A 23,327-nucleotide genomic window follows, 5' to 3' on the forward strand; every position below is an offset into this window, starting at 1 on the left:
AACGGGAATTGCAACGGCCCGTTGAATATTCCCTGCGCTGGGCGGAAACTTTTCTAGATTGTGGGTACCGGAGGTTATTATGGCTATTGCGATGGAAGAAACTGTGAACCCGATGCAATTTACACAGGTGTTCAAGGTGACGCCCGAGATGATTGACGACAACCATCACTTTAACAACGTGTGGTCGGTCAAGTGGATACAGGATATCGCGATTGCCCATTCCGATTCTGTCGGCGGCACGGCCTTGATGAAGAGCGTGGGCGCCGGCTGGATGATCCACGTGCAGCACGTGGAGTACAAGAACCAGGCTTTTCTGGGCGATGAAATCCGCGGAACGACGTGGGTGGCGGCATACGGCCGTGTAGCGAGCCTGCGCAAGTGCAGGTTCGAGCGCGTGTCCGACGGCAAGGTCATCTTTGAATCTGAGACGCAGTGGGTGCTCGTGGACCTGAACCGCGGCCGCCCCATGGCCATCACCGACGAGATGAAGAAGTTGTACGTCGAAGGGGTGTAGGGAAGGGGAAATATGAAGGTCTTGCAGCGTCATTCTGGACTATCGTCATCCTCGCGTAGGCGAGGATCTATACATCTTGTACTTGCGCTTTTCTTTGCGTTTTTCTTTCTCGCCTGCGGTGACGACGATAGCGATTTTGTAACCCGGCCTTCGGACGACTCGTCGTCGAGCGTGTGCAAGGACTGCGACGATGAGTCTTCGTCCAGCGGGAAAGCGAAGTCATCTTCTTCGAGCGATAGCGAGACAAGTATGTCCAGCCAAAAGCAGGGAGATGGCGGCTCTGAGGCCGCCATGACGAGCAGTTCCTCAAAGGTCCCTGAGCCTGACGAAGGGTCCAGTAGCAGTGCTAAATCCAGCAGCAGTTCTGCGAAGTCGTCTAGTTCGGTGACATTGGCGACGCCCTGCAAGACCGATAGCACGGATACATGCGAGTATGGAGAGTTGATCGATTCTCGCGACGGCCAGATTTATAAGACTGTGAAGATTGGCGATCAGTGGTGGATGGCTGAAAACTTGAATTATGAGACAATACGGAGTTATTGCTATAGGGATTCCGTTGAATACTGCGCCGAGTATGGCCGACTTTATTCGTGGAGTGCTGCCATGGATAGTGCTGGTACATGGAGCGAAAATGGCAAAGGCTGCGGATATGGAATAACCTGTTCGCCGACATATCCTGTACGAGGAGTTTGTCCCGAAGGCTGGCACTTGCCATCGAGAACGGAATGGGAAAACCTGTTTGTGGCGGTCGGAGGCTCGTCAAATTCAGGCACTGTTCTCAAGTCCACGTCGGTTTACAGTAACACTGAGCCCACGGATGCCTATGGGTTCTCGTCACTGTTTCCAGGAATAATGGCACATAATTGGGTTTTCGAAGAAGAGAAACGCCTTGTTTTTTATCGAAGTTCAACGGAGAATAATACCGAGACGGCGTATGCTATGACTTTGAATGACGTCTACAAGTTTGGACAAGTGGGCGCTTGTCACAATTCAAAAAACGATGACAATAAAAATTTCGGTTACTCCGTCCGTTGCATTAAGGATTCCCAGGAATGAACTGGGAATATGCTCCGCTACCCTAGTATCTTCTTCGCAATCTGCTGGATTTTTGCACGCCAGCCTTTGTCGCCTGCCTTGTAGTAAGGCGGGTATAGGCAGGAGAGCGGGTCGAATGCTCCCTGGTGCATCACGTTGCGCTCGTGGCTGAACGTCTTGAACCCGTAAACCCCGTGGTAATTTCCGGTGCCGCTCATGCCCACGCCCCCGAAGGGCACGGAGAGGTTCTCGATTTGCAAGATGCAGTGGTTCACACAGGTGGAACCCGAGGTGGTTTCGCGCAGCACGCGGTCGATGTCACGTTCTGACTTCCCGAAGATATATAGGGCGAGCGGTTTCGGGCGGGCCTGCACGAACTGGATTGCCTCGTCGAGTGAATCGTAGGCGACAATCGGGAGGATAGGGCCGAATATTTCGGACTGCATGATGAGCATGTCGGGCGTGACGCCGGTAAGCACGGTCGCGGGCGTGTATCTGGCGTCCGCGTCGCAGAATTCCGCCCCTCCGATGACGTCCTTCGCGCCTTTTCCAACCGCATCTTCCATGAGCGCCTTGTGGCGTTCGGCGGCCCTGGTCTCGACAATGCGCACAAAATTCTCGCTGCTGCGGCGGGCTTCTTCTGTGTCGCCGTACATCTTCCTTATGTTGTCTGCAACGGCTTCGGCGAGCGGTTGCACTAGACGGCGCGGGCATAGCACGTAGTCCGGCGCGATGCAGGTCTGGCCTGCGTTCAGGCATTTGCCCCAGGCGATTTTCTTGGCGGCATCTGCAATCTTCGTGCTATCGAGGACGATTACGGGCGATTTGCCGCCAAGTTCAAGCGTGATGCCCGCGTGGACCTTTGCGGCACATTCCGCGACGTGCGCGCCGACCTTCGGGCTCCCGGTAAAGAACATGTGGTCGAAGGGGAGGGCGAGCAGTTTGTCGCCGATTTCCGCTCCGGATCCTTGCACGACGGCGACTTCGTCTTTCGCGAAAACGTCTGCGATAAGCGATTCGAGTAAGGCGCTCACGCGGGGCGTCTTGTGGCTGGGCTTCGCGATGATGACGTTCCCTGCGGCAATGGCCGCCGCCACCGGGGCGATAAACAGCAGGAAGGGGTAGTTCCACGGCGCCATGATGAGCACACGGCCCTTCGGTTCGAAGTGGCTTACGCTCCTGTTCAGCGGGAACATCCAGCTCCAGCTGGCGGGCTTGTCTTCCATCCAGTCGGGAAGGTGTGCGATGTTGTAGTCGATTTCTTCGAGGGCAGGGAAGACTTCGGTCAGCCAGGCTTCCGTTCTCGGCTTGTGGAAGTCGGCCCAGACGGCATCGTAGAATTCCTGCTGGCGGTCTACGATCGCCTTGCGCAGTTTCTGCAGCTTGACAATGCGATCCTTCGCGGTCGTGTTCACGACCGCCCAACGCTTTTTGCCCTGTGCCTCGAAAATTTCTTCCGGAGAGTTCATCGCCTTACCCGACGCTGTGTTCGAGCTTCAGTGTCAGCAACTGCCTTGCCTCGGTTGCGAATTCGCCCGGCAGTTCCTTGAACACGTCCTTGCAGAATCCGCCGACCATCGCCTGAATGGCGTCTTCGCGCTTGATGCCGCGGCTCTCGAAATAGAAGAGTTGGTCTTCGCTGATGCGGCTCGTGGTGGCCTCGTGTTCGGTGGTGGAACTGGCGTTCGCGACCGTGATGTACGGGAACGTGTGTGCCGCGCTCTTGTCGCCCACGAGCATGCTGTCGCACTGCGTGTAGTTGCGCGCACCCGTGGCCGACTTGCGGATGCTCACTTCGCCGCGGTAGGCGTTGCTGGAGTAGTCGGCGCTGATACCCTTGCTGATAATCGTGCTCTTGGTGTTCTTGCCGATGTGGATCATCTTGGTGCCGGTATCGGCCTGCATGTGCCCGTTGGTGAGGGCCACGCTGTAGAATTCTCCGACGGAGTTGTCGCCCAGCAGCACGCAGCTCGGATACTTCCACGTGATGGCAGAACCCGTTTCGACCTGCGTCCAGCTGATGCGGCTGTTCTTGCCCGCACACTTGCCACGCTTCGTGACGAAGTTGTACACGCCGCCTGCGCCCGTCTCGCGGTCGCCCGCGTACCAGTTCTGCACGGTGGAGTATTTAATGCTGGCGTTGTCCTTCGCTACAAGTTCCACGATGGCGCTGTGCAGTTGCTTGCTCGAATATTCCGGCGCGGTGCAGCCTTCCATGTAGCTCACGCTCGCGCCTTCGTCGGCGATAATCAATGTGCGTTCGAACTGGCCTGCTTCCTTGTTGTTGATGCGGAAGTAGGTGGAAAGGTCCATCGGGCACTTGACTCCGGGCGGAATGTACACGAAGCTTCCGTCTCCGAAGACTGCGCTGTTGAGCGCCGCGAAGTAATTGTCGCCAGCGGGTACGACCGAGCCCAGGTATTCCTCAATGAGTTCGGGATATTCCTTGATGGCGTCGCTAATGCTGCAGAATAAAATCCCCATTTCCATGAGCTTACGCTTATGGCTGGTGTAAATGCTGACCGAGTCAAAGACCGCGTCTACGGCCACGTTGGCAAGGCGTTTCTGTTCGTCGAGCGGAATTCCGAGCTTTTCGAAGGTGGCCAGGAGTTCCGGGTCCACGTCTTCGATTTTTTCGTGGCTCTTCTTGGTCTTCGGGGCGGAGTAGTAGACGATGTCCTGCAGGTCGACCGGTGCAAAACTCAGTTCGCCCCAGTTCGGCAGCTCCATTGTCTTGAGCTTCTCGTATGCCTTCAGGCGAAAATCGAGCATGAACTGCGGTTCACCGCGGAGCTTGGATGCCCTGCGGATGATATCTTCGTTCAGGCCTTTTTCAAAAGCCTCGTTTTCGATATCCGTCACGAACCCGTATTTATAGTTCTCGCTCATTTTTACCTTTTTGGTGCTTCGATTGCGGCACAAATATAAAAAACTTTTATATTTTAAAGAAAAAATACGGATTGAAAATTATGAAAACACCATTCCTGAAAGTATTCCTCGGCGCAGCCGTTGCTTCCACAATGTTCCTTGCCGCTTGTGGCGATGACAATTCTACGGGGCTTCCTCCTACGCCGCCGGCCTCATCTGCCGATCCGACGTTGAGTTCTTCTGAAACTGTTCCGGTAAGTTCCGTTACGGAGCCCGTATCCCAGGGGACCGACCCTCTGGAGTCATCCTCGTCTGTTGCGCTTCCGCCTGAAAGCAGCGAAACTGTGCCCCCGGAATCCTCCGTGTCGGGTTATGTTGCTGGAACCCTCGAAGAAGAAATTGCGAAGGACGCTCCGTTTGTTGAGGCCAGTTCTGCCAACGGCACGCTTACTCCGGTTGCCGACCTGCTGGCTTCGCTCCAGCCCACGGATCGCGTGATTTTTGTGTTGCGCCATGCACGTCGCGGTAGCGGTACCGGCAGGGAGACCCCGCTTCACAATACGGGCGTAAAGCAGGCCCAGGCCCTCGGTGCGGCAATTGCCGAGGTCAATCCGACCGAACCGATTTTCTATGCACATTCCGACTACGTGCGTACGCAGCAGACTGCCCAGAACATCTTTGTGGGCCGTGGTGGCGATGCCGCCTTGTTCACGAGTACCATCGTTCCGAAACTCGCTGGCGGTGGTTATGTGAAGAACGATTCTCTGCTTAAGCTCCATGCCGAAGAAGATTTCGAGACGAATCAGATTCAGACATTTGCCAACTGGATGTACAATGGCGTCTATGAAGATGCGTTCAACGACCTTACGCAAACGAGCGTTGCCTTCTTGACCCAGCACATACTGCCGGCATTCCCGAATGAATACCGCATCGGTATCATGATTTCTCACGATATGACGATTGCTCCGCTCGTGGCTTATTGCACCAAGCACGCCGTGAATTTCAAGGCCCATGAAAATCTGGACTACTGGCTCGGTTACGTGCAGGGCCTGGCTATCGTGATTGCTCCTGATGGCAGCCGCACGTATTACCCGGTGAACGGTTTGTACGGCGAGTACGCTTACCTTGACGGAGCTGTCAATAGGTCATGAACGATAATCGAGAGGCTTTCGGTTCTAGACTAGGTTTTATCCTGGTCTCGGCAGGTTGTGCCATCGGACTTGGCAACGTTTGGCGATTCCCGTTCATTACCGGACAGTATGGCGGTGCCGCGTTTGTCCTGATTTACCTGTTCTTCCTGGCGGTTTTCGGGTTCCCTATCCTCGTGATGGAGTTTGCCGTTGGTCGAGCCTCGCGCCGTGGCGTGGGGGCCTCCTTTGCTCGCCTTGAAAAGCCTGGGCACAAGTGGCACTATGCCGGCGTGCCGATGATTGCGGCAAACTACCTGCTGATGATGTTCTACACGACCGTCACCGGCTGGATGCTCTACTATTTCTACCGCATGGTGACAATGGGCGACTTGATGATGATGTCGCCTGCAGAAGTGGGTGCCGAATTTGGCGTGATGCTCTCGAATGCTCCGCTACTGTGCTTCTGGATGGTCGTCGCTGTTTCTCTCGGGCTTTCGATTGTGGCTCTAGGCCTCAAGAAGGGTGTCGAGGGGGTGACGAAGATAATGATGTCTGCCCTGCTTGTTATTATGCTGCTGCTCATGCTGCGTGCAGTGACGCTGCCAGGTGCAGCGGAAGGCCTCAAGTTCTACTTGATGCCGGACTTCGCGAAACTCCGTGAGGCAGGGCTCGGCAAGGTCATTTTTGCAGCCCTCGGGCAGTCGTTCTTTACGCTAAGTCTCGGTATCGGTTCCATGAGCATTTTCGGAAGCTATATCGACAAGCGCCATTCCTTGCCGAAAGAGGCGGCGAATATCTGTATCCTTGATACGGGTGTTGCGCTGGTAGCGGGCCTTATCATTATTCCATCGTGTTTTGCATTTGGCCTTAGCCCCAATGCTGGCCCGGGTTTGATTTTTGCGACGCTCCCGAACGTGTTTGCGCAGATGCCTGCAGGCCGTATTTGCGGTGCGGCGTTCTTCTTGTTCATGTCGTTTGCGGCGCTTTCGACGCTTGTTGCTGTATTTGAAAATATTGTGGCCTTCTGGATTGACGTTCGCAATGTGCCGCGTGTCAAGGCAGTCAAGTGGAACTTTGTCGCCATCGTGCTCCTGTCGCTCCCGTGCGCGCTGGGCTTCAATGTGCTTTCGGGCTTTGAACCCTTCGGTGAGGGCAGCTGCGTGCTCGATCTGGAAGACTTCCTCGTTTCCAACACGTTCCTCCCGCTGGGTGCGCTCGTGTTCGTGCTGTTCTGTAATCACAAGTTCGGCTGGAAGCAGGAGAACTTCTTGACAGAAGCGAACTCGGGGAACGGAATCAGGATTCCGGTAAATCCGGTGCTGTGCTTCTACTTCAAGTGGGTGCTGCCGGCGGTAATCTTTGTGATTCTCGTGTTCGGTTATCTTGAAAAATTTGCACCCGGACTGTACGCGCGCATCTTTGGCTAGTTGCCGTGCGCACTTTCGATGACTTCAACGGTCAACTTGTTGAAGGCGATTTTTCCACCTTCCCGCAGTTCCAAGGCTGCACGGAAGGTGGTTTCGTTTTTCTTGAACGGCTCCAAAATTGGGGTCGCTTTTTTCTTTAGCAGTTCTTCGATTTCTTCGTCGCTGAATTTGCGCTGGTAGAACACCTGCGGAATGCCGTAGTTGCATTGCGGGCACACGTAGGCGCCGGTTTCGTTTGTGCCCTGCGGGCCGCTTTGCTGGGGAGTGCTGCCGCGGAAGCGCAGGTTGCCGCCGCATACGGGGCAGGGGAGGTCCCTGTGCTGGAATTCGAATACGGCACGGCCCTTGTCGGCGCCTTCGCCCCACTTGAGGGCGGCCGCGAATTCGGTGCCCTTTTTGCTCTTGAAGCCTTGAATGAGCGGCGTGTGCCCGCTTGTGAACAGTGCCGCGATTTCTTTTGCGGTAAGCGTGTGGCCCGCGATTGTCTTGAAGAGGGTAAAGTTGCAATTGCAGAATATCGCGTTCTTGTTTTCTTCGAGCGGGCTACCGCACAGCGGGCACTTGTAATCTGTCTTTTGCCCGTGGAACTTGCCGTCGCTCTCGAAGGCGAACTGAATATTGAAATCCTTGTCGAGCGTGAGTTTGGCCGAGAATTCGGAGCCCTTCTTGCTCTTGAAACCGGAAAGCGGGCCGACGGTTTCGCCGGCGAGGAGTGCCTTGACTTCGGAGTGGGCGAGCATCTTGCCTGCCACGGTGTGCCCGAACCTGAAGCCGCATTCCGCATTGGGGCACACGTAGCCCCACGGGGCGATTTCGAGCGGCTGGCCGCACTTGGGGCACGCAATGGCCTCGGTTACGGTTTCGCGCTCGAACTGGCTCCCGTATTTCTCCCGCAGGTGTTCGAAGAGTTCCTTCACGTAGTTGACGATTCCGTCGCGGAATTCTACCGGCGTGAGCTGGCCTTTTTCGACCTGGGAGAGCTTGTACTCCCATTCACCCGTCATCTCGGGCGATTTCACCTTCTCGTCCATGAGCGCGATGACTTCGCGCCCGCGCTCTGTACTGACCAGGTAATTTTTTTGCGCCTCGATGAACCCGCGCTTTTTGAGTGTCTCGATGATGCCCGCCTGCGTGGCCGGAGTGCCGAGCCCGCGGTCCTTCATGGCCTCGGCGAGTTCCTCGTTCTCGATTTGCTTGCCGGCAGTCTTCATTGCGGCAAGGAGAGTCGCCTCGGTGTAGTACTTGGGCTTGCTCTTCTTTTTCTTCTGCAGTTCTACGCTGTCGAAGGGGGAGGTGTCGCCCACGTTCCATTCCGGGAAGGCTTCGACCAGGTTCGTGATTTCGTCGCTGTCGCCCTTGCCTTCGGCGCCTCCGTCAGCTTTTCCGGCCTCCGCGCCGGCATCGCTCTTCTTTCCTTTCGTCTTTCGTCTCTCGTCTTTCGTCTCTTTTACCAGCGCGCGGAATCCCAAATCCTCGTTGCGCTTCAGCTTTAGGCGGAAAAGGTCCGGCGCATTCGTTTCGCCGCCTTTCGCCTCAAGGATAATTTCCATCTCGCTCCATACGTACGGCTTGAGCCATGCCTGTACAAAGCGTTCTTTGGCTAGGTCGTAAATCTTCTGCTCCATTTCAGGGAGCCCGTTCGGGGTTTCGCCGGTCGGGATGATGGCGAAGTGGTCGGTGACCTTGCTCGAGTTGATGAAGACGAAATTCTCGCTTTCGTTGCGCATCACGCCCTTCTGTTCGGGGCTGGCGAGCCTCTGCGCGAGCGCGTAGGCTTCCTGCTTCATGGTGTCGGGCAGGTATTGCGAGTCGGTGCGCGGGTAGGTGAGCAGCTTCTTTTCGTAGAGGTTCTGTGCGCAGTCCAATACTTGTTGGGCGCTGAACTTGAAACGCTTGTTTCCTTCTTTCTGCAGTTCCGTGAGGTCGAAGGGTTTCTGCGGGAACTGCTTTTTCTGCTGGGTGTCGATTTTCGCGATGGTCGCCGGTGCGGGCGGCTTGCAACGCTCCACGACCGCATTCGCTTCCGCTTCCTTCTCAAAAACCGCGACTTTTAAACCGTCATTTGTCATCCCCGGCTTGGCCGGGGATCTAGTATCCTCTTTTGTTTCCTGCTTGACGTATTGCGCCTGATACCCTTTCCATGTGCCGACGACGCTGTAGTAGTACAGTTCCTTGAACTGCTCCACTAGGGTATCGCGTTCCACGACCAGGTTCAAGGTCGGTGTTTGCACTCGACCTACTGAAATCATTTTCCCGCGCCCGGCGGTGAGCGTGTAGGCGCGTGTCGCGTTGAGGCCCACCATCCAGTCGGCCCGCTGGCGGAGCCGTGCGGCATAGCTCAGGTTTACGCGCTGCGTGGCGTCTTCCAGGTTCTTCCACGCCTTGTCCAGATCCTTCGCCACGTAGCTGTTCACCCACAGGCGCTTGATGGTCTTCTGCTTGAATGCGGGCGTAAAGTCGAGCACCAAATCGAAAATCAGGTTTCCTTCGCGGCCGGCATCCGCGCCGTTCACGAGCACGTCGGCCTGTTCCATCATCTGGCGCACTACCGCGAGCTGCTTTCGGGTGCTCTCGATTTCCATCAGGCGGAATTTTTCGGGCAAAAGCGGTAGGTTTGAAAGTCGCCAACCGCCTTCGTAACCGGGGTAGGCGTCGAGCGGCGCGAGCGTAATCAGGTGGCCCACGCACCAGGTGATGCAGTGGTTCTTGCCGATAAGGCATCCGTCGCCCTGCGTGAACTTCTCTCCCTCGATCCGCTCGAGCATCGGGCGGTAGTGTTGGTTTGCAACAGAGGGCTTTTCGGCGACGAGGAGAATCATGGTTGCCGAAAAGATATAAAATTGATGTGCGTCTAGGCCTGCTGTTTCCAGTGTTTTAGTTGCGAAAGGTGCGAGTCAAATATACCTACGGCCTGGCGCAAATGCAAGAAACAGGCTGTTGCGTTGTGTAAAAGATAAACTAGTCTTTTGATGGGACTTGTCTCGGCATCTTCAGGTTCAGGGGGCGGTAAAGCTCGTCGTATATCTGTTGGAGCTGTTTCGGCTCGAAATCGTAAAGGCGGAAAGTTCCAATGACGCTTCTTGCGGTATCGAGGTTGCCGAGATTCCTCCCGACCTGGATATGCTTGAAACCGATAATATTGATTGCCCGCATAAGGGGGAGAAGTTCGCGTAGAATTCGCTTGTTATTGCCGTCTTCCAGTATCAGGACAATCCAGTCGCTATCGGGAAAATCGTTGAACCGTCTACGCGCCATAGCCAGGTCCTTGGCGATTAAATTGAACGGGGACAACGGCTTGATTTCTGCGTGTGGAAAGTCCCGGTTGCGGATAGTTTCCAGTGAATTCGGAGGTCGCTCTCCTGAAAATCCGTCGCCGGTCATTGCGATGAACGCTCCGGTGGAATCGGTGATGCAGGCTTTGCTGGAATCGGAATGTAGCGCCCATATCTTTTTACCGGGGTCATCTTCCGCTTCCTTTTGGATGGCGACGTATAGGACTTCCGGTTTTCTCTTCTGATAGTCGTCCGATGAGGGATTGGTGAGTTCCGTCAAAACGGTGTAATAGGTGTTCGGCAAGAATCCGCCCCGCGCTCCAATCACGAAATAGCTGTCGGTGACGGCGACGGCCAAATTCAGTAGGGAAGGATCATCTGCTTCAAAAGGAACAGGGAAATCCTCGAACATGCCGTCGGAGCTTGCGTTTGACAGTTCCTTCGGTGTCGAGCACGCTCCCGCAAGAACGCTTATGATTGCGAAAAGAAAAATTTTTTTCATACTACTTATTCAAAGGTAATATACGCTTTTCTTTGCAGAAAAGCAAGCAATGCGCTTTGCTGTGTGGGGCGTTTTCAGTGTGTTTGGTCACGGGGTGGTTGTTTTGGGGCGGGGTTTGGGTTATATTTAGGGATGAGTTTTTTTATGCTGAAGAAGTTTGTTCTGGGGAGTATGGTTGTGGTGGCGGCGTTGCTTGGCAATGCTTGCGGCGATGACGACAGCAGTTTCGCCCCGCGGGACGAGGATTCCTCTTCGTCCATTTGCGAAGACTGCGACGATGCCAGCAGCAGCTCTGCGAAGTCAAGCAGTTCCGTGCGGTCGTCATCCAGCGTCACACCGAAATCGAGCAGCAGTTCTGCAAAGTCCAGTAGCAGCTCGGTGCGTTCGTCATCCTCGGCTCCGGTCGAGGATCTGTCTAGCAGTTCAGCAAAGTCCAGTAGCAGCTCGGCGAAGTCTTCTTCGTCGGTGTCTAGCAGTTCCGCAAAATCAAGCAGCAGTTCTGCGGAATCGAGCAGCAGTGAGTACGTTCCGTTCGACCACTCGCAAACGTTGGCTGGTGCCTACAAGGTAGGCGAAAATGCCTATAAGCAGTTTACTGATACACGTAATGGCCGTAGTTACTATTACATTACAATCACATCGGATTACAGCGGAAAATCTGTCACTGTCATGGCCGAAAACCTGAACATTGGCAAAATGGTTCCAGGAGCCGATGATCAGAACAATGACAACGAAATAGAACGTTACTGTTACAATAACGATACCACTAAGTGCGATGAGTTTGGTGGCTTGTACCAGTGGGCGGAAATGATGCAATTGCCAAGCCGTTGCAACACGGAAAGCTGTGCCGATCTTATTCAAGAAAATCATCAAGGAATTTGCCCCGAAGGTTGGCGCTTGTTTACGTGGGATGATTACGTGATTGTTCGCGGTTATAAGGATGAATACAGTGATGGTATCAAAGGTTTACGCTCGACGTATGGTTTTAGTGGGACTAATGCGAGTGGTTTTTCGCTTACAGGTGCTGGTATGAGAACCAAGTTGGGCGCATTTGATGGCTTAAAGGAAGTGATGGCTTGGTTCCGTCCTGAAGAATATGAATCTGATGCGGCAAATCGTGCACACCATGGCTTATTTGATAATAACGATTTTGCACCGGCGAAAGAGAACAGAGATTTAAAAGTTAATGGCTTTTCCGTCCGTTGTGTGATGGTCGAAAAATAACCACAACGAAGACTTTCTTCATCATCAATCATCCATTACACATCACTTTTAAAAGCCGGGGCGTTGCGGGGCGGCGAGCGCCCGCTCGAGAGGGTGGCGGAAGACTCGCCCTGGACCCTATCGCTGTGCTCCAGGGTGACAGAAGGGCGAGGCTGCAGCCAGGGGGAGGCGTCCCCCTTTTATAGACGAAAGAACGGCTCTAAATGCTAACCTCGGTTATGCCAAAACAAGTTTTGTCGCGACTCTCGGTTTACGCATTTGTCGTCTAATTCCTATATTTTCTACGCAAAAATTTTTAACAAGGATATTGTTATGGCAAAGATTGCTATTCTCGGTTACGGTAACCTCGGTCGCGGTGTAGAATGCGCCGTGAAGCAGGCTCCGGATATGGAACTCGTCGCTGTTTTCACCCGTCGTGACCCCTCTACGGTCAAGATCCAGACGGCTGGCGTTCCGGTGCTGAACGTTTCTGAAATGGAAGCCTGGAAAGGCAAGGTGGACCTGCTCATCATCTGTGGCGGTTCCGCTACCGACCTGCCGGTGCTCACCCCGAAGTATGCCGCCATGTTCAACGTGATCGATTCCTTCGACACGCACGCCAAGATTCCGCAGCACTTCGCTGCCGTCGACGCTGCTGCCAAGGCCGCCGGCAAGATCGCGATGATCTCCGTCGGTTGGGACCCGGGCATGTTCAGCCTGAACCGCGTGTACGCCCAGTCTATCCTCCCGGAAGGCAAGGACTACACGTTCTGGGGCAAGGGTGTTTCCCAGGGCCATAGCGACGCTGTCCGCCGCATCAAGGGCGTGAAGAACGCCAAGCAGTACACCTGCCCGGTGGAAGCTGCTCTCGAAGCTGTGCGTAGCGGTTCCATGCCGGAACTCACCACGCGCCAGAAGCACACGCGTCTCGTTTACGTGGTTGCCGAAGAAGGTGCCGACAAGGCCTACATCGAAAACGCCATCAAGACGATGCCGAACTACTTCGATGAATACGACACCACGGTGAATTTCATCAGCGAAGAAGAATTCAACAAGAACCACAGCGGGCTCGCTCACGGCGGTTTCGTGATTCGTACTGGCAAGACAGGCATGAATAAGGAACACACCCACGTGATCGAATACAGCCTCAAGCTCGATTCCAACCCGGAATTCACGACGAGCGTTCTTGTGGCTTACGCCCGCGCCGCTCTCCGCATGAAGGCTAACGGAGTGACCGGTTGCAAGACCGTTCTCGACGTGCCGCCTGCATACCTCAGCACTCTGAGCGACGAAGAACTGAGAGCGCACTGCTTGTAGTGTAAGCGTCATCCTGAGGCCACGAAGTGACCGAAGGATCCAGGCTTGCTGACGATGAAGAATAAAAGTCCCGCCATCGGCGGGATTTTTTTGTGGTTATAGTTGTGCGGCCCGTTAGCGGCTGAGTTCCAGCACGTAGTCGGCGTCGTTCACAAAATCTTGTGCGTGCTCGATGGCGATGACGGTGTGGCCCGCTTCGGTGAGCCCGTGGATAAGCGCGAGCAGGTGCTCGATGTCTTTTTTGTGCAGGCCGCGTGCGGGCTCGTCGAAGAGGAACAGTGTGTTGGGCGCTTTTGCACGGGCGAGCGCGATGGAAAGGCGCAGGCGGGCGCGTTCGCCTCCGGAGAGGTGCGCGGTGGTCTGCCCGAGCCGCAGGTACCCGAGCCCCGTGTCGGCGAGAGGCTTTAGCTTGTCTACAAAAGGCTTGAGGTTTGCGAAAATCTTGCAGGCTTCCGAAATTTCCAGGTCGAGGACGTCGGCGATGGAAAGCGACTTGAAGCGTACTTCCAGGATTTCGTCCTTGAAACGGCGCCCGAGGCACACGGGGCATTCGGTTTCTTCGTAGCCTGCGCCGTCGTAAAGTACGCCTTCGCCCTTGCAGTTCTCGCAACGGCCGCCGGGAGCGTGCGTCGCGAATTTGCTGGCGGTGTAGCCGCGCACCTTGCTTTCGGGGAGTTTCGCGAACAGGTCGCGGAGTTGCGTGTTCAGGTTGATGGCGGACGCGACCGTACTGCGGCGGTTGCCGTGGAAGTCGCCGGTCGAAAGTATGGAGAACGCCTGGATGCCGAAACGCTCGAACTCACCGGCGCTTGCGCGGGTGGCTATGTTCCTGAACAGGAGCGTGGACTTGCCGCTGCCGCTCTGGCCCGTGATGACGCTGAACTTTTGCACTGGGAAATCTGCCGAGACAGGCTTCATGTCGAACATCGCGAAGTCCTTGACGCTGATGCCCGCAGCTTTGTTGCGCGATTTGCTCGCCGTTGCCTTCGTCGCCTGAGTTGTCATCCCCGGCGCCTTTGTTGTCATCCCCGCCTTGTGCGGGGATCTCCCTTTCTCGTCCAGTCCCTTAATCCACATCCCCGTCGGCGACTGCGGATTTTCCAGCACGTCCTTTGCTGTTCCCTGGAAAAGTATTTCGCCGCCTTTCTCGCCGGCGCCAGGCCCCATTTCGATAACCCAGTCCGCCTTCTTGATGATGAGCGGGTTGTGCTCTATTAGCACGAGCGTGTTCCCGCGGGACTGGACCTTCTTAAGGACTTTCCAGAGGGCTTCTACGTCGCAGGCGTGTAGCCCGCTGGCCGGTTCGTCGAGGACAATCAGGAGCCCGTTCAGGTGGCCGGTCGAAAGGCTCGAAAGTCTGAGCCTCTGGATTTCGCCACCTGAGAGGCTGTAGCCTGCGCGGCCCGCAGTGAGGTAGCCGATGCCAAGTTCGTTGATGGCCTGGATGCGGTCGATAAGTGCGTTGAATGCGGGCTTCTGGTTCGCGAGGATTCTCCCGCCGAAAAGGTCGCGGACCTTCTTTTCGAGGGATGTGAACGGTGTTTCCAGGATGTCTTTCCAGGTGGTGTCGCCGATGGTCGCGTTCAAGATATTCTGCCGCAGCCGAAATCCATTGCATACGGGGCATTCTTCTTCGCTGCGGTCACCTGTGTCGTGACCAGCACCTTCGGGTTCAATGCTCCCGGTGCCGCTGCATTCAGGGCATGCGCAAGCCCGCGAGTAGGGCGAAAGGTCTTCGGGCTCGAGCGGTCTTGTTTGCCCCGCCCCGTGGTCGGGGCAACGCGGCACCGTGCTGTAAAGCGTGCGCTTGCCGCCGTTATCGAGAATGAGTTCCCCGTGCGTGAGTTTCAGGACGCCGTCTACGGCCTCGGCGATGCGGGTGCGCGTGTTCTCGCGGACAATTACGCGGTCTACGACGATGAAGAATTCCTGCGGGACAATCTTGCGTTCGGCATCCGTGAGGTCGGCGAGCGAGTAGACCACGCCGTCGGCCATCGCGCGGGTGAACCCCTGTGCCAGGAACACCGCCGACAATTTGTCGAGGCTTGCCTTTGTCCGGCGCGGTTCTTTCCCGCCGTTATCTACGGGGGCGAAAAACTGCAGCTTGCTCCCTTGCGGCAACCCTGCAATTTCCCGGATAATCTCTTCGCGGCTCGTGCTCTCCATGGGCTTCCCGCATACGGGGCACGCGGGCTTCGCGAACCGGGCGAACAGTGAGCGCATCGTGCCGTCGCATTCCGAAAGGCTCAGCGCATACGATTTCGCGGGTGTTTCCCCGTGGCTTGCCCCGATGGCAAGGCTTGCCGGCAACCCTTCCGCGCTATCCAGCGGGACAATCCTGCGGCCGCCGAGCAGTTCGGCTGCGAAGGGGGAGAGTGTTTCCAGGTAGCGTCGTTTCGATTCCCCGTGCAGCGTATCGAGCACTAGGGTCGACTTGCCGCAGCCGGATGGCCCGCATACGACGGTAACGCCCCCTAACGGGAACTGTGCGTCCACGTTCTTGAGGTTGTGCAGCCTGCACCCGCGTATGGATATGAAACTCGAACCAGCCACTGGTCACCCAATTGGTAATGTGTAGTGTGGAATGGGTAATTACACATTTCACACTTCATATCTCACATTATTTACTCCCTGACGGTGAAGCGCAGTTCCCCGAACGGAGTGCAGAAGTCGAGGTTTTCCAGGTTGTTTGCTTCGATGCCGGCAAACATGCGGTAGCCGCCGCCAATAGAAACCTCGAGCATCTTCGTGATGCGGTAGTTGAAGTGTACCGCCATGTCGGCGATAAAGAAGTAGTCTTCGGATTCGTAGGCCTCGTCATCGGGTTCGAGCGCGCTGACGGCGCCACCGCCGATTTCGATAGGCACGGAGAGGGAGAACTTGTCGATGCGCAGCGGGAACAGTTCCACGAAGCCACCGAAGGCCTTGTAGTTCACCATCTGCTGTTGCTTCACGTTGTGGTTCTTCACGTCGCTCATGATGGAGGAAACCCATGCGCCGGCGGAGATGAGCGGGAGGAAGTCGATACCGATGCGGAGGTTCATGAAGATGGTTCCGTCGTCGGTAATCATGGAGTTGCCGCCGGAGATTCCGAACAGTGCCTTGATGCCGTCGCTCGATTCCTCGCTCTTGGTGGCGGTGTTTTCGCCCATGCCCGCGAGTTCGGCAAAGCTGGACGTTGCCGCGAAGAGCATGAGTATTGTGGCGATGGCGAACTTTTTCACCATGCTAGTCGTTTTTTTCTGATTGTTCTGCATTGTGGACGTCCTCCAGGGTTGCGGTCCAGTTCCATTTCTTTTGCGAGGATTCCGGCCAGTAGCAGATGGTCCATACGAGGCTGTTTGCGCACAGGATGATGGACCACACGCCAAAGAGCAAGAACAGGAACAGCGGGATAAAGGCGAGCGACCCGTAGAAGATGGACATGCGGGTTACCATCGCGCTCTGGATGAGCATGAGAATTTTTACGTAGATGTTGATGCAGATCCATGCAATGACTGTCGCCATGAGGGAAACCGCGAAGAGCCTGGCCTTGGAGTAGGGGGGCGCCTTGCCGGTCTCACGCTGCCTGAGGCTTCTGGCGGGGAGTGCGTGGAGCATCAGGAATATGAGCAGCATCGCGGCGAAGTGGAACGCGATGTACCAGAATGCGGTAATGAGGATCTTCAGGAGCTCGGGCGAGAAGTGGAACCCGTCCACGATAATCAGCGAGAGCACGTTCTGCACGTGGTTTACGAACCCGGCGAACATTCCGATGATACCCGCGAAAATGAGCAGGAAGGGGGTGTAGACCTGGATCTGACGGATGACCGTTCTGGAGGTCTTGACTTCCCAGACGACGTTGAAGTTCGTCTCGAGACTCCCGAAGGCGAGGATGAATGTCGCAAAGAGGCCGAGGGCGCCGATGAATCCGAGCTTTCCGATGGGGATGTGCTCCGCATTTTCGACAATCGCCTGCACTTGGTCGGTGGGCCAGTCCAGACCCAACATTTCGAGAATAATGGGCAGGTAGTCGCTCATGAAGTTGCCGAAGCCGACCGCAAGTGTGATGGATGTCAACAAAATGAGCAGGGGAACTATGGCCACCAGTGTGGTGTAGGTGAGCGATGCCGCACGGGTCATTCCGTGATAATACAGGAACGACTTGCCGGTAACGACAGCGATTTTCACTACCTTGGGCGAACGGGCGGCGAGACTATCGAACAGCCGTTCCCAGGAAAAGTTTTTCCACCAATCGGGCATATTGGCCAAAATTTAGCAAAAGGGGCAAGATTTCGGGCTTGTCTGCCGGATAAAGTCCACATTTTACCAAAAAAATGACTAAAATGTGGACGTTTTATTTTTATTACAAAAGTGAAATTAAATAATTCTGTAAAATTTACGAAAATAATGTAGACTTTTTATTGAAAAAGAGATATATTTATGAAAGGGGCTACGGATTGGTGTGCCGTTGTCCGCTTTTGGAATTAAATTACCTATAGATAGGGAAGGTTCATTATGGGATTGATTATGGGTCACAAAGAAGGTTGTTTCAAGACTTTCGTGGGGATGGTGCTTGCCTTCGGGCTTGCCGTTCCCGCATTCGCTGCTAACCGCCAGATGGAAAAACTTTCGCGAGGTCTTGCGGTTGCGAACACGGGCAAGGGTATGCTCGTGAGTTGGCGCCTCTTGGGCACCGAGAATCCGGACACGGAATTCAACCTTTACCGTGACGGAACGAAAATCGCCACCATCGGAAAGACTGCTGGCACGAACTACCTGGATGCTGAAGGCAAGACGACTTCCAAGTATACGGTTGCCGCCGTGGTGAACGGCAAGGAAGGCAAGGCGGAAGGTGCACTTATTGTGTTGGATCAGAACAGCAAGGGGTTCCCGTACAAGACCATCAAGGGGCTCAATGTACCAAAGGACCAGACGATGCCGGATGGCTCTACATGCAGCTACAGCCCCAACGACATGAGCGTGGGCGACCTGGATGGCGATGGCGAACTGGATTTGGTTCTCAAATGGGATCCGAACAATTCCAAGGACAATTCCCAGTCGGGTTACACGGGTACCGTGTTTATTGACGGCTTGAAGATGGATGGAACCCTCCTGTGGCGTATCGACCTCGGCAAGAATATCCGTGCCGGCGCCCATTACACGCAGTTCATGGTCTACGACCTGGATGGCGACGGTATTGCCGAAATCGTGATGAAAACCTCCGACGGCACGGTCGACGGCAAGGGCAAGGTTATTGGCGACGGTTCCAAGGATTACCGGACCTCTTCGGGAACCATCATGTCGGGTAACGAGTACTTGACGGTGTTCAAGGGAAATACCGGCGAGGCTGTCCATACGATTAACTACTGGCCCGCCCGTGGAAAGATTTCGGGCGACACCTACGGCAACCGTGACAACCGCATGCTGGCGGCGATTGCCTACCTCGACGGGGTTCACCCGAGTGTGATCATGAGCCGCGGTTACTATACCGAATTCTTTGTGGCCGCCTATGACTTTGACGGCAAGGAACTCAAGACCCGCTGGCAGCACAGTTCCGACAAGAAGGGGCAGGGGCTTTACGGCGAAGGCAACCACAACCTTTCCGTTGGCGACCTGGATGGCGATGGCTTTGACGAAATTGTTATGGGCTCTGCGGCACTCAAGCACGACGGAACCCTCCTTTACCGTACCGGGTTTGGCCATGGCGATGCCATGCACCTGTCCGACATGGACCCGGACAAGCCGGGATTGGAAGTTTACGATGTTCACGAAGAAACCACCAACAAGTACAGCGAAGAGTTTCGGGACAAGGAAGGCAATGTTGTCTGGGGAACGTTGCAAAGTACATTGAAATGTAAGGATAAAAACGGAAACGAACATGTCGGTTGCGATAACGGTCGTGGCATGGCGGCCGATGTCGATTCCACGAATCGTGGCTTTGAAATGTGGTCGGGAACCAGCGGAGGAATCCGAACGGTAACTGGAACGACGCTTTCGGCTACGACTCCTTCGGTCAATTTCCGCATTTACTTTGACGGTGACCTGCAGGACGAACTGCTGGATGCTACAGGCAGTGGCGGCAGCGGTGGAAAGATTGAAAAGTGGAATTCCAGCAAGAAAACCGTCGATCGCTACTTCAGCTTCTATGAAGTGAATAGTTCGACTCTGAACAACTACACTAAGGCGAATCCCTGTATTGTAGCCGATCTCTTCGGTGACTGGCGCGAAGAATTCATTGCACGTTCCAGCACGGATCCTTCGACAATCACGATTTTCCAGACTCCCGTGACGACTCCGCACAGGCTCTACACGCTGATGCACGACCCGCAATACCGCGTGAGTGTCGCTTGGCAGAATGTTGCCTATAACCAGCCGCCTCATGCGAGCTATTACCTGCCCGACATGGTGAAGAACTTGAAGAAACCCGACATTTACATGCTTGGTACTGAAGGTGTCGCGGGCCTCGCTCCTTCTATTTCGAAGGTGGGCGATGGGCTTGAAAACCAGGGAATCCTGCTAGGTAATGCAATCGAGAGCTTCGGCTACAAGTTTATCGGCTGCGACGGCGTGAAGGTGACTGGACTCCCGAAGGGCGTGACCGCGAAGGTAGAGGGTTCGACCGTGACCATTTCGGGAACTCCGACGGAAGCGGGCGTATTTGCCTACACCGTTGTAACCGAAGGTGGTGAGGGTGATGCCGCGTCTGCGAAGGGTGTGCTCTCTGTTGCTGCTCCGGGAAATGCTGAAGAGGTTGCGACGAAGAAGGAGGCTTCCAAGGTCGATGCTTCTACGCCGGATGCGGGAATTGGCTGGTCCGAGACGACCAATACGGGCTTTGTCGAGAAGGGATACTTCAACTTCGACAACTCTACTGCAAGCTACGGAACATGGAACCTGTATTCCGAGCATACTGCTTCTACCACCATCAGTATCCGCTTTGCAAACGGTGGCAGTGCCGCACGCGATATGGAACTTGTGGTGAACGGAGTCAAGGTAGGGACAGTCTCTATGGATGCGACCGGCGGCTGGACGACTTGGCTTACGACCGATGCGAAGATTGATTTGGCAAAGGGACTCAATACGATTACGCTTAAGTCGACGACTGCCGATGGTGGCGCGAATGTGGATATGTTCTACTTCGATATCGAAGGCGTGAGCGCCTATGCGGGCCAGGTCGACGAGCAGACCACGATAAAGCCTGTTGCAGCTTCTGTGCGTGGAATGGTGTTCAACCCCTCGACGGGTGTGTTGTACACCCCGAAAGCAGGCCTTGCTGAAATTTACTTCTACGACATGTCCGGTGCGATGCGCCTGGGCGTTTCCAGGAACGTGACGGCGGGAATGAGCGAAATTTCGCTTGACCGCGAACTGCTCCCGAAGGGCCTGTACGTCGTGAAGGTCAAACTTGACGGGAAATTGATGCAGAAGAGTGTGTTTAGGAATTAGAAACGCGCAAAAATAGTATTATTACTTAAGGTAAGGATGTTTTGGAACTTAACCAATAAATGTAAGGCATAGTTATGGCTAAACATCCTTATTTCGCTATCCTTGCGCTACTTATTGCGCTCCCGCTCCAATCCTTCGCGCTTCCCCGCCAAATGGAGGCGATAAACCGTGGCCTTCTCGTCTCGAACGTGGGCAAGTCCGGCATGCTCGTCTCGTGGCGCCTGCTTGGTACGGAAGATTCCGGCACGGAGTTCAACCTCTACCGCGACGGTGAAAAAATCGCTACCATCGGGAGCAATGCTGGCACCAACTACCTGGATGCCGCCGGCAAAGTTACTTCCAAGTACGCTGTCGCAGCCGTTGTGGGTGGCAAGGAAGGCCCGAAGCTGGAACCCTCCATCGTCCTAGATTCGACGGTGGTGGATAAGGGTAAATCCGTTCCGTACAAGGTTCTCAAGCTGGACCGCCCCGCAAGCCAGGTAATGCCTGATTCCGATAATACGGTCTGCAATTACTATCCGGACGACATGAGTGTCGGTGACCTGGATGGCGATGGTGAATACGAACTTGTCGTAAAGTGGATTCCGGACAACTACAAGGACAACTCCCAGTCCATGGTTGGTTCGTACACGGGAACGGTCTTTATCGATGCCTACGAACTTGACGGTACTAAGCTCTGGCGAATAAGCCTTGGCAGGAATATCCGTGCGGGTGCGCACTACACGCAGTTCCAGGTTTTTGACTACGATGGCGATGGCAAGGCCGAAATGATTGTGAAGACCGGTGACGGAACTATCGACGGCAAGGGCAAGGTTATCGGGGATTCTACCAAGGATTACCGCAATGAATCGGGAATTATTATTGAAGGTCCTGAATACTTGACGGTGTTCAGGGGTTCTGACGGTGCCGAGATTACGACGATTGATTACGTTCCGTCGCGCGATATCAGGGCGTTTGGCCCCTATGATTCCTTGGGCCTCAACTGGGGTGACAAGTACGGTAACCGCTGTGACCGTTTTTTGGCGGCGACCGCCTACCTCGATGGCGTGCACCCGAGCCTGATTACTGCCCGCGGCTACTATACGGCGGCCTACGTGGTGGCTTTCGACTTTGACGGCAAAAACTTGAAGCAGCGCTGGTTCCACAAGTCTGAAACTCCGGGCGAGGGGCTTTTCCGTCAGGGCAACCTCAATATAGTTGTTGGCGACCTCGATGACGATGGCAAGGATGAAATTGTCTATGGTGGTGCGGCCCTGAATAGTGATGGAACCCTCCGTTACTCGACAGGCCTTGGTTACGGCTACGCCGCCTATGTTGGCGATTTTGATCCGGACCATGCTGGCCGCGAAGTATGGGCAATCCATTCGGATTATGACAGTGCCGAGTACATCGCCGAATTCCGCGATGACAAGGGCAATATCATTTTTGGTGACAAACCTACATTGATTAAGGAAAATGGCCGTGCCATGGTTGCCGACATCGATTCTGCTTCTCGCGGCTACGAGATGTGGTCTTACATTGTAAACGACATCCATTCTGCTAAGGGAACCCCGATCAAGCTTGATTCGTCTCTCGTACCGGACGGTGAAGAGTTTGGATATTTAGGATCTTTGGTTCCGACGAGTTTCAGGATTTATTTCGACGGCGACTTGCAGGATGAACTTTTGGATGGCCCTGTTGTTCACAAGTTCAATTCAGTAAAGAGAACGATCGAGACTTATTTTCAAGGAGATTCGACGCTCGGCCTGATTGGAAATCAGAGTACCAAGAACTTCCCGGGCCTTGTGGCAGACCTTTTCGGCGACTGGCGCGAAGAAATGATTTTCCGTTCGGAACGCGATTCGTCCAAGATTTATATTCTCTCCACTCCGGTGACGACTCCGCACCGCCTTTACACGCTGATGCACGACGCCCAGTACCGCCAGGCAGTCGCATGGCAGAACACGGCGTACAACTTGCCGCCGCACCCGAGCTACTACCTGCCCGACATGGTCCAGAAACTCACGAAGCCCAATGTCTACACGGTGGGTGAAAATGATTTTGTCGTGGATCCCGATGCTGTCCTTATCAAGAACGGAGGCGGAAAGCAAAAGCAGACTGTTACGTTGGGCGAAAAGATAAAGTCCATTAGTTTCGACTACCTGTTCTGTACCGGCGTCAAGGTAGAAGGCCTTCCGTCTGGAGTCTCTGCCAAGGTCGATTCTGCAGCGCAGACGGTCAAGATATCTGGCAAGCCGAAAAAGGTTGGAACCTTCAAGTACACGGTGACGACTGTGGGCAGCAAGGCGGGAAATGTATCGACCAAGGGCGAAATCGTCGTGAAGGAGCCGGATTCGTCCGGTACGGGTAAGGAATCTATTGCGCTGGTTCGCCTTGGAGGTGGACTCTTCTACCGCCCGGCAACGGGAGCGCTTTTCACTCCGGTTCCAGGCTTTGTCGAGGTCCTGTTCTACGATGTTGCCGGCACCGTGCGTGGTTCTGTTTCCGGCTATGTGCAGGCGGGCGAGAGCAAACTTGCTCTTGACCGTGGTGTTCTCCCGGAGGGAATGTACGTCGTGAAGGTGAAACGTGACGGGGCGATCCAGCAGAAGGGACTTTTCAGGATAAAAAAAGAATAAGTAACTAAAAATG

At 54.9% G+C, this 23,327-nt stretch carries 15 protein-coding genes; 8 read left to right on the forward strand and 7 right to left on the reverse strand.

Translation table 11 applies throughout. The features are described 5' to 3' along the window. Positions 1 to 79 precede the first annotated feature (79 nt). Both B7994_RS04010 and B7994_RS04015 read left to right on the forward strand, forming a co-directional pair. Positions 80 to 514 carry a thioesterase family protein gene (locus tag B7994_RS04010; RefSeq protein ID WP_088637161.1) on the forward strand — a complete coding sequence of 145 codons (435 nt, stop codon included), beginning with the start codon at positions 80 to 82 and terminating at the stop codon, positions 512 to 514. Positions 515 to 526: 12 nt separating this feature from the next. Next, entirely contained in the window at positions 527 to 1,570 is a 1,044-nt protein-coding gene (locus tag B7994_RS04015) for a fibrobacter succinogenes major paralogous domain-containing protein (protein WP_144063741.1), read from the forward strand. A 17-nt stretch (positions 1,571 to 1,587) separates the two neighbouring features. On the opposite strand, the gene B7994_RS04020 is transcribed toward B7994_RS04015, so the two are convergent. Beyond that, positions 1,588 to 3,018, reverse strand: a complete 1,431-nt coding sequence (locus tag B7994_RS04020; protein ID WP_088637163.1) for an aldehyde dehydrogenase family protein — start codon at positions 3,016 to 3,018, stop codon at positions 1,588 to 1,590. A gap of 4 nt (positions 3,019 to 3,022) precedes the next feature. Beyond that, positions 3,023 to 4,438 (reverse strand): Fe-S cluster assembly protein SufB, encoded by a 1,416-nt coding sequence (sufB, locus tag B7994_RS04025; RefSeq protein WP_088637164.1) that lies wholly within the window; start codon positions 4,436 to 4,438, stop codon positions 3,023 to 3,025. 80 nt (positions 4,439 to 4,518) lie between these two features. On the opposite strand from sufB, the gene B7994_RS04030 reads away from it, so the two are divergent. Next, positions 4,519 to 5,568 carry a histidine phosphatase family protein gene (locus B7994_RS04030; protein WP_088637165.1) on the forward strand — a complete coding sequence of 350 codons (1,050 nt, stop codon included), beginning with the start codon at positions 4,519 to 4,521 and terminating at the stop codon, positions 5,566 to 5,568. After that, complete coding sequence (locus tag B7994_RS04035) at positions 5,565 to 6,974, forward strand: sodium-dependent transporter (protein WP_088637166.1); 1,410 nt, start codon at positions 5,565 to 5,567, stop codon at positions 6,972 to 6,974. Before B7994_RS04030 ends, B7994_RS04035 begins: the two co-directional genes overlap by 4 nt. On the opposite strand, the gene B7994_RS04040 is transcribed toward B7994_RS04035, so the two are convergent. Both B7994_RS04040 and B7994_RS04045 read right to left on the reverse strand, forming a co-directional pair. Further along, positions 6,971 to 9,793 (reverse strand): DNA topoisomerase, encoded by a 2,823-nt coding sequence (locus tag B7994_RS04040; protein ID WP_088637167.1) that lies wholly within the window; start codon positions 9,791 to 9,793, stop codon positions 6,971 to 6,973. The genes B7994_RS04035 and B7994_RS04040 overlap by 4 nt on opposite strands. Positions 9,794 to 9,932: 139 nt before the next feature. Beyond that, entirely contained in the window at positions 9,933 to 10,748 is an 816-nt protein-coding gene (locus tag B7994_RS04045) for a hypothetical protein (RefSeq protein ID WP_088637168.1), read from the reverse strand. Between the two features lie 144 nt (positions 10,749 to 10,892). Between B7994_RS04045 and B7994_RS04050 the strand changes: the two genes are divergently transcribed. Both B7994_RS04050 and B7994_RS04055 read left to right on the forward strand, forming a co-directional pair. Beyond that, positions 10,893 to 11,972, forward strand: coding sequence for an FISUMP domain-containing protein (locus tag B7994_RS04050; RefSeq protein WP_144063742.1), 1,080 nt, complete (start codon positions 10,893 to 10,895; stop codon positions 11,970 to 11,972). Positions 11,973 to 12,284: 312 nt separating this feature from the next. Beyond that, on the forward strand, positions 12,285 to 13,268 hold the full coding sequence (locus tag B7994_RS04055) for a diaminopimelate dehydrogenase (RefSeq protein ID WP_088637232.1): 984 nt from the start codon (positions 12,285 to 12,287) through the stop codon (positions 13,266 to 13,268). Positions 13,269 to 13,382: 114 nt separating this feature from the next. Here the strand turns inward: B7994_RS04055 and B7994_RS04060 are convergent, their stop codons facing one another. The 3 genes from B7994_RS04060 to B7994_RS04070 all read right to left on the reverse strand — a co-directional run bounded on the left by B7994_RS04060 (position 13,383) and on the right by B7994_RS04070 (position 17,510). Continuing rightward, the gene (locus B7994_RS04060) at positions 13,383 to 15,821 is read right to left on the reverse strand and encodes an ATP-binding cassette domain-containing protein (RefSeq protein ID WP_088637170.1); all 2,439 of its coding nucleotides are present in this window, start codon (positions 15,819 to 15,821) and stop codon (positions 13,383 to 13,385) included. 71 nt (positions 15,822 to 15,892) lie between these two features. Further along, on the reverse strand, positions 15,893 to 16,525 hold the full coding sequence (locus B7994_RS04065) for a hypothetical protein (RefSeq protein ID WP_233143001.1): 633 nt from the start codon (positions 16,523 to 16,525) through the stop codon (positions 15,893 to 15,895). Then, a complete protein-coding gene (locus tag B7994_RS04070; protein ID WP_088637172.1) occupies positions 16,497 to 17,510 on the reverse strand; it encodes a YihY/virulence factor BrkB family protein in 1,014 nt (337 codons plus the stop codon). The genes B7994_RS04065 and B7994_RS04070 overlap by 29 nt, the downstream gene beginning before the upstream one ends. Before the next feature lie 267 nt (positions 17,511 to 17,777). Between B7994_RS04070 and B7994_RS04075 the strand changes: the two genes are divergently transcribed. Together B7994_RS04075 and B7994_RS04080 are read left to right on the forward strand one after the other, a co-directional pair. Beyond that, positions 17,778 to 20,696, forward strand: coding sequence for a carbohydrate-binding protein (locus tag B7994_RS04075; RefSeq protein ID WP_158213070.1), 2,919 nt, complete (start codon positions 17,778 to 17,780; stop codon positions 20,694 to 20,696). Between the two features lie 74 nt (positions 20,697 to 20,770). After that, positions 20,771 to 23,314: a rhamnogalacturonan lyase gene (locus B7994_RS04080; protein ID WP_198957818.1), complete on the forward strand. Its 2,544-nt coding sequence runs from the start codon at positions 20,771 to 20,773 to the stop codon at positions 23,312 to 23,314. Positions 23,315 to 23,327 lie beyond the last annotated feature (13 nt).

This window comes from Fibrobacter sp. UWR2 (assembly GCF_002210285.1).
Lineage (GTDB): Bacteria > Fibrobacterota > Fibrobacteria > Fibrobacterales > Fibrobacteraceae > Fibrobacter.

Bases quoted from the DNA above. Each gene is read 5' to 3' on its own strand.
- B7994_RS04010 (WP_088637161.1), top strand. From the start codon at position 80: ATGGCTATTGCGATGGAAGAAACTGTGAACCCGATGCAATTTACACAG.
- B7994_RS04015 (WP_144063741.1), top strand. From the start codon at position 527: ATGAAGGTCTTGCAGCGTCATTCTGGACTATCGTCATCCTCGCGTAGG.
- B7994_RS04020 (WP_088637163.1), bottom strand. From the start codon at position 3,018: ATGAACTCTCCGGAAGAAATTTTCGAGGCACAGGGCAAAAAGCGTTGG.
- sufB (WP_088637164.1), bottom strand. From the start codon at position 4,438: ATGAGCGAGAACTATAAATACGGGTTCGTGACGGATATCGAAAACGAG.
- B7994_RS04030 (WP_088637165.1), top strand. From the start codon at position 4,519: ATGAAAACACCATTCCTGAAAGTATTCCTCGGCGCAGCCGTTGCTTCC.
- B7994_RS04035 (WP_088637166.1), top strand. From the start codon at position 5,565: ATGAACGATAATCGAGAGGCTTTCGGTTCTAGACTAGGTTTTATCCTG.
- B7994_RS04040 (WP_088637167.1), bottom strand. From the start codon at position 9,793: ATGATTCTCCTCGTCGCCGAAAAGCCCTCTGTTGCAAACCAACACTAC.
- B7994_RS04045 (WP_088637168.1), bottom strand. From the start codon at position 10,748: ATGAAAAAAATTTTTCTTTTCGCAATCATAAGCGTTCTTGCGGGAGCG.
- B7994_RS04050 (WP_144063742.1), top strand. From the start codon at position 10,893: ATGCTGAAGAAGTTTGTTCTGGGGAGTATGGTTGTGGTGGCGGCGTTG.
- B7994_RS04055 (WP_088637232.1), top strand. From the start codon at position 12,285: ATGGCAAAGATTGCTATTCTCGGTTACGGTAACCTCGGTCGCGGTGTA.
- B7994_RS04065 (WP_233143001.1), bottom strand. From the start codon at position 16,525: ATGCAGAACAATCAGAAAAAAACGACTAGCATGGTGAAAAAGTTCGCC.
- B7994_RS04070 (WP_088637172.1), bottom strand. From the start codon at position 17,510: ATGCCCGATTGGTGGAAAAACTTTTCCTGGGAACGGCTGTTCGATAGT.
- B7994_RS04075 (WP_158213070.1), top strand. From the start codon at position 17,778: ATGGGTCACAAAGAAGGTTGTTTCAAGACTTTCGTGGGGATGGTGCTT.
- B7994_RS04080 (WP_198957818.1), top strand. From the start codon at position 20,771: ATGGCTAAACATCCTTATTTCGCTATCCTTGCGCTACTTATTGCGCTC.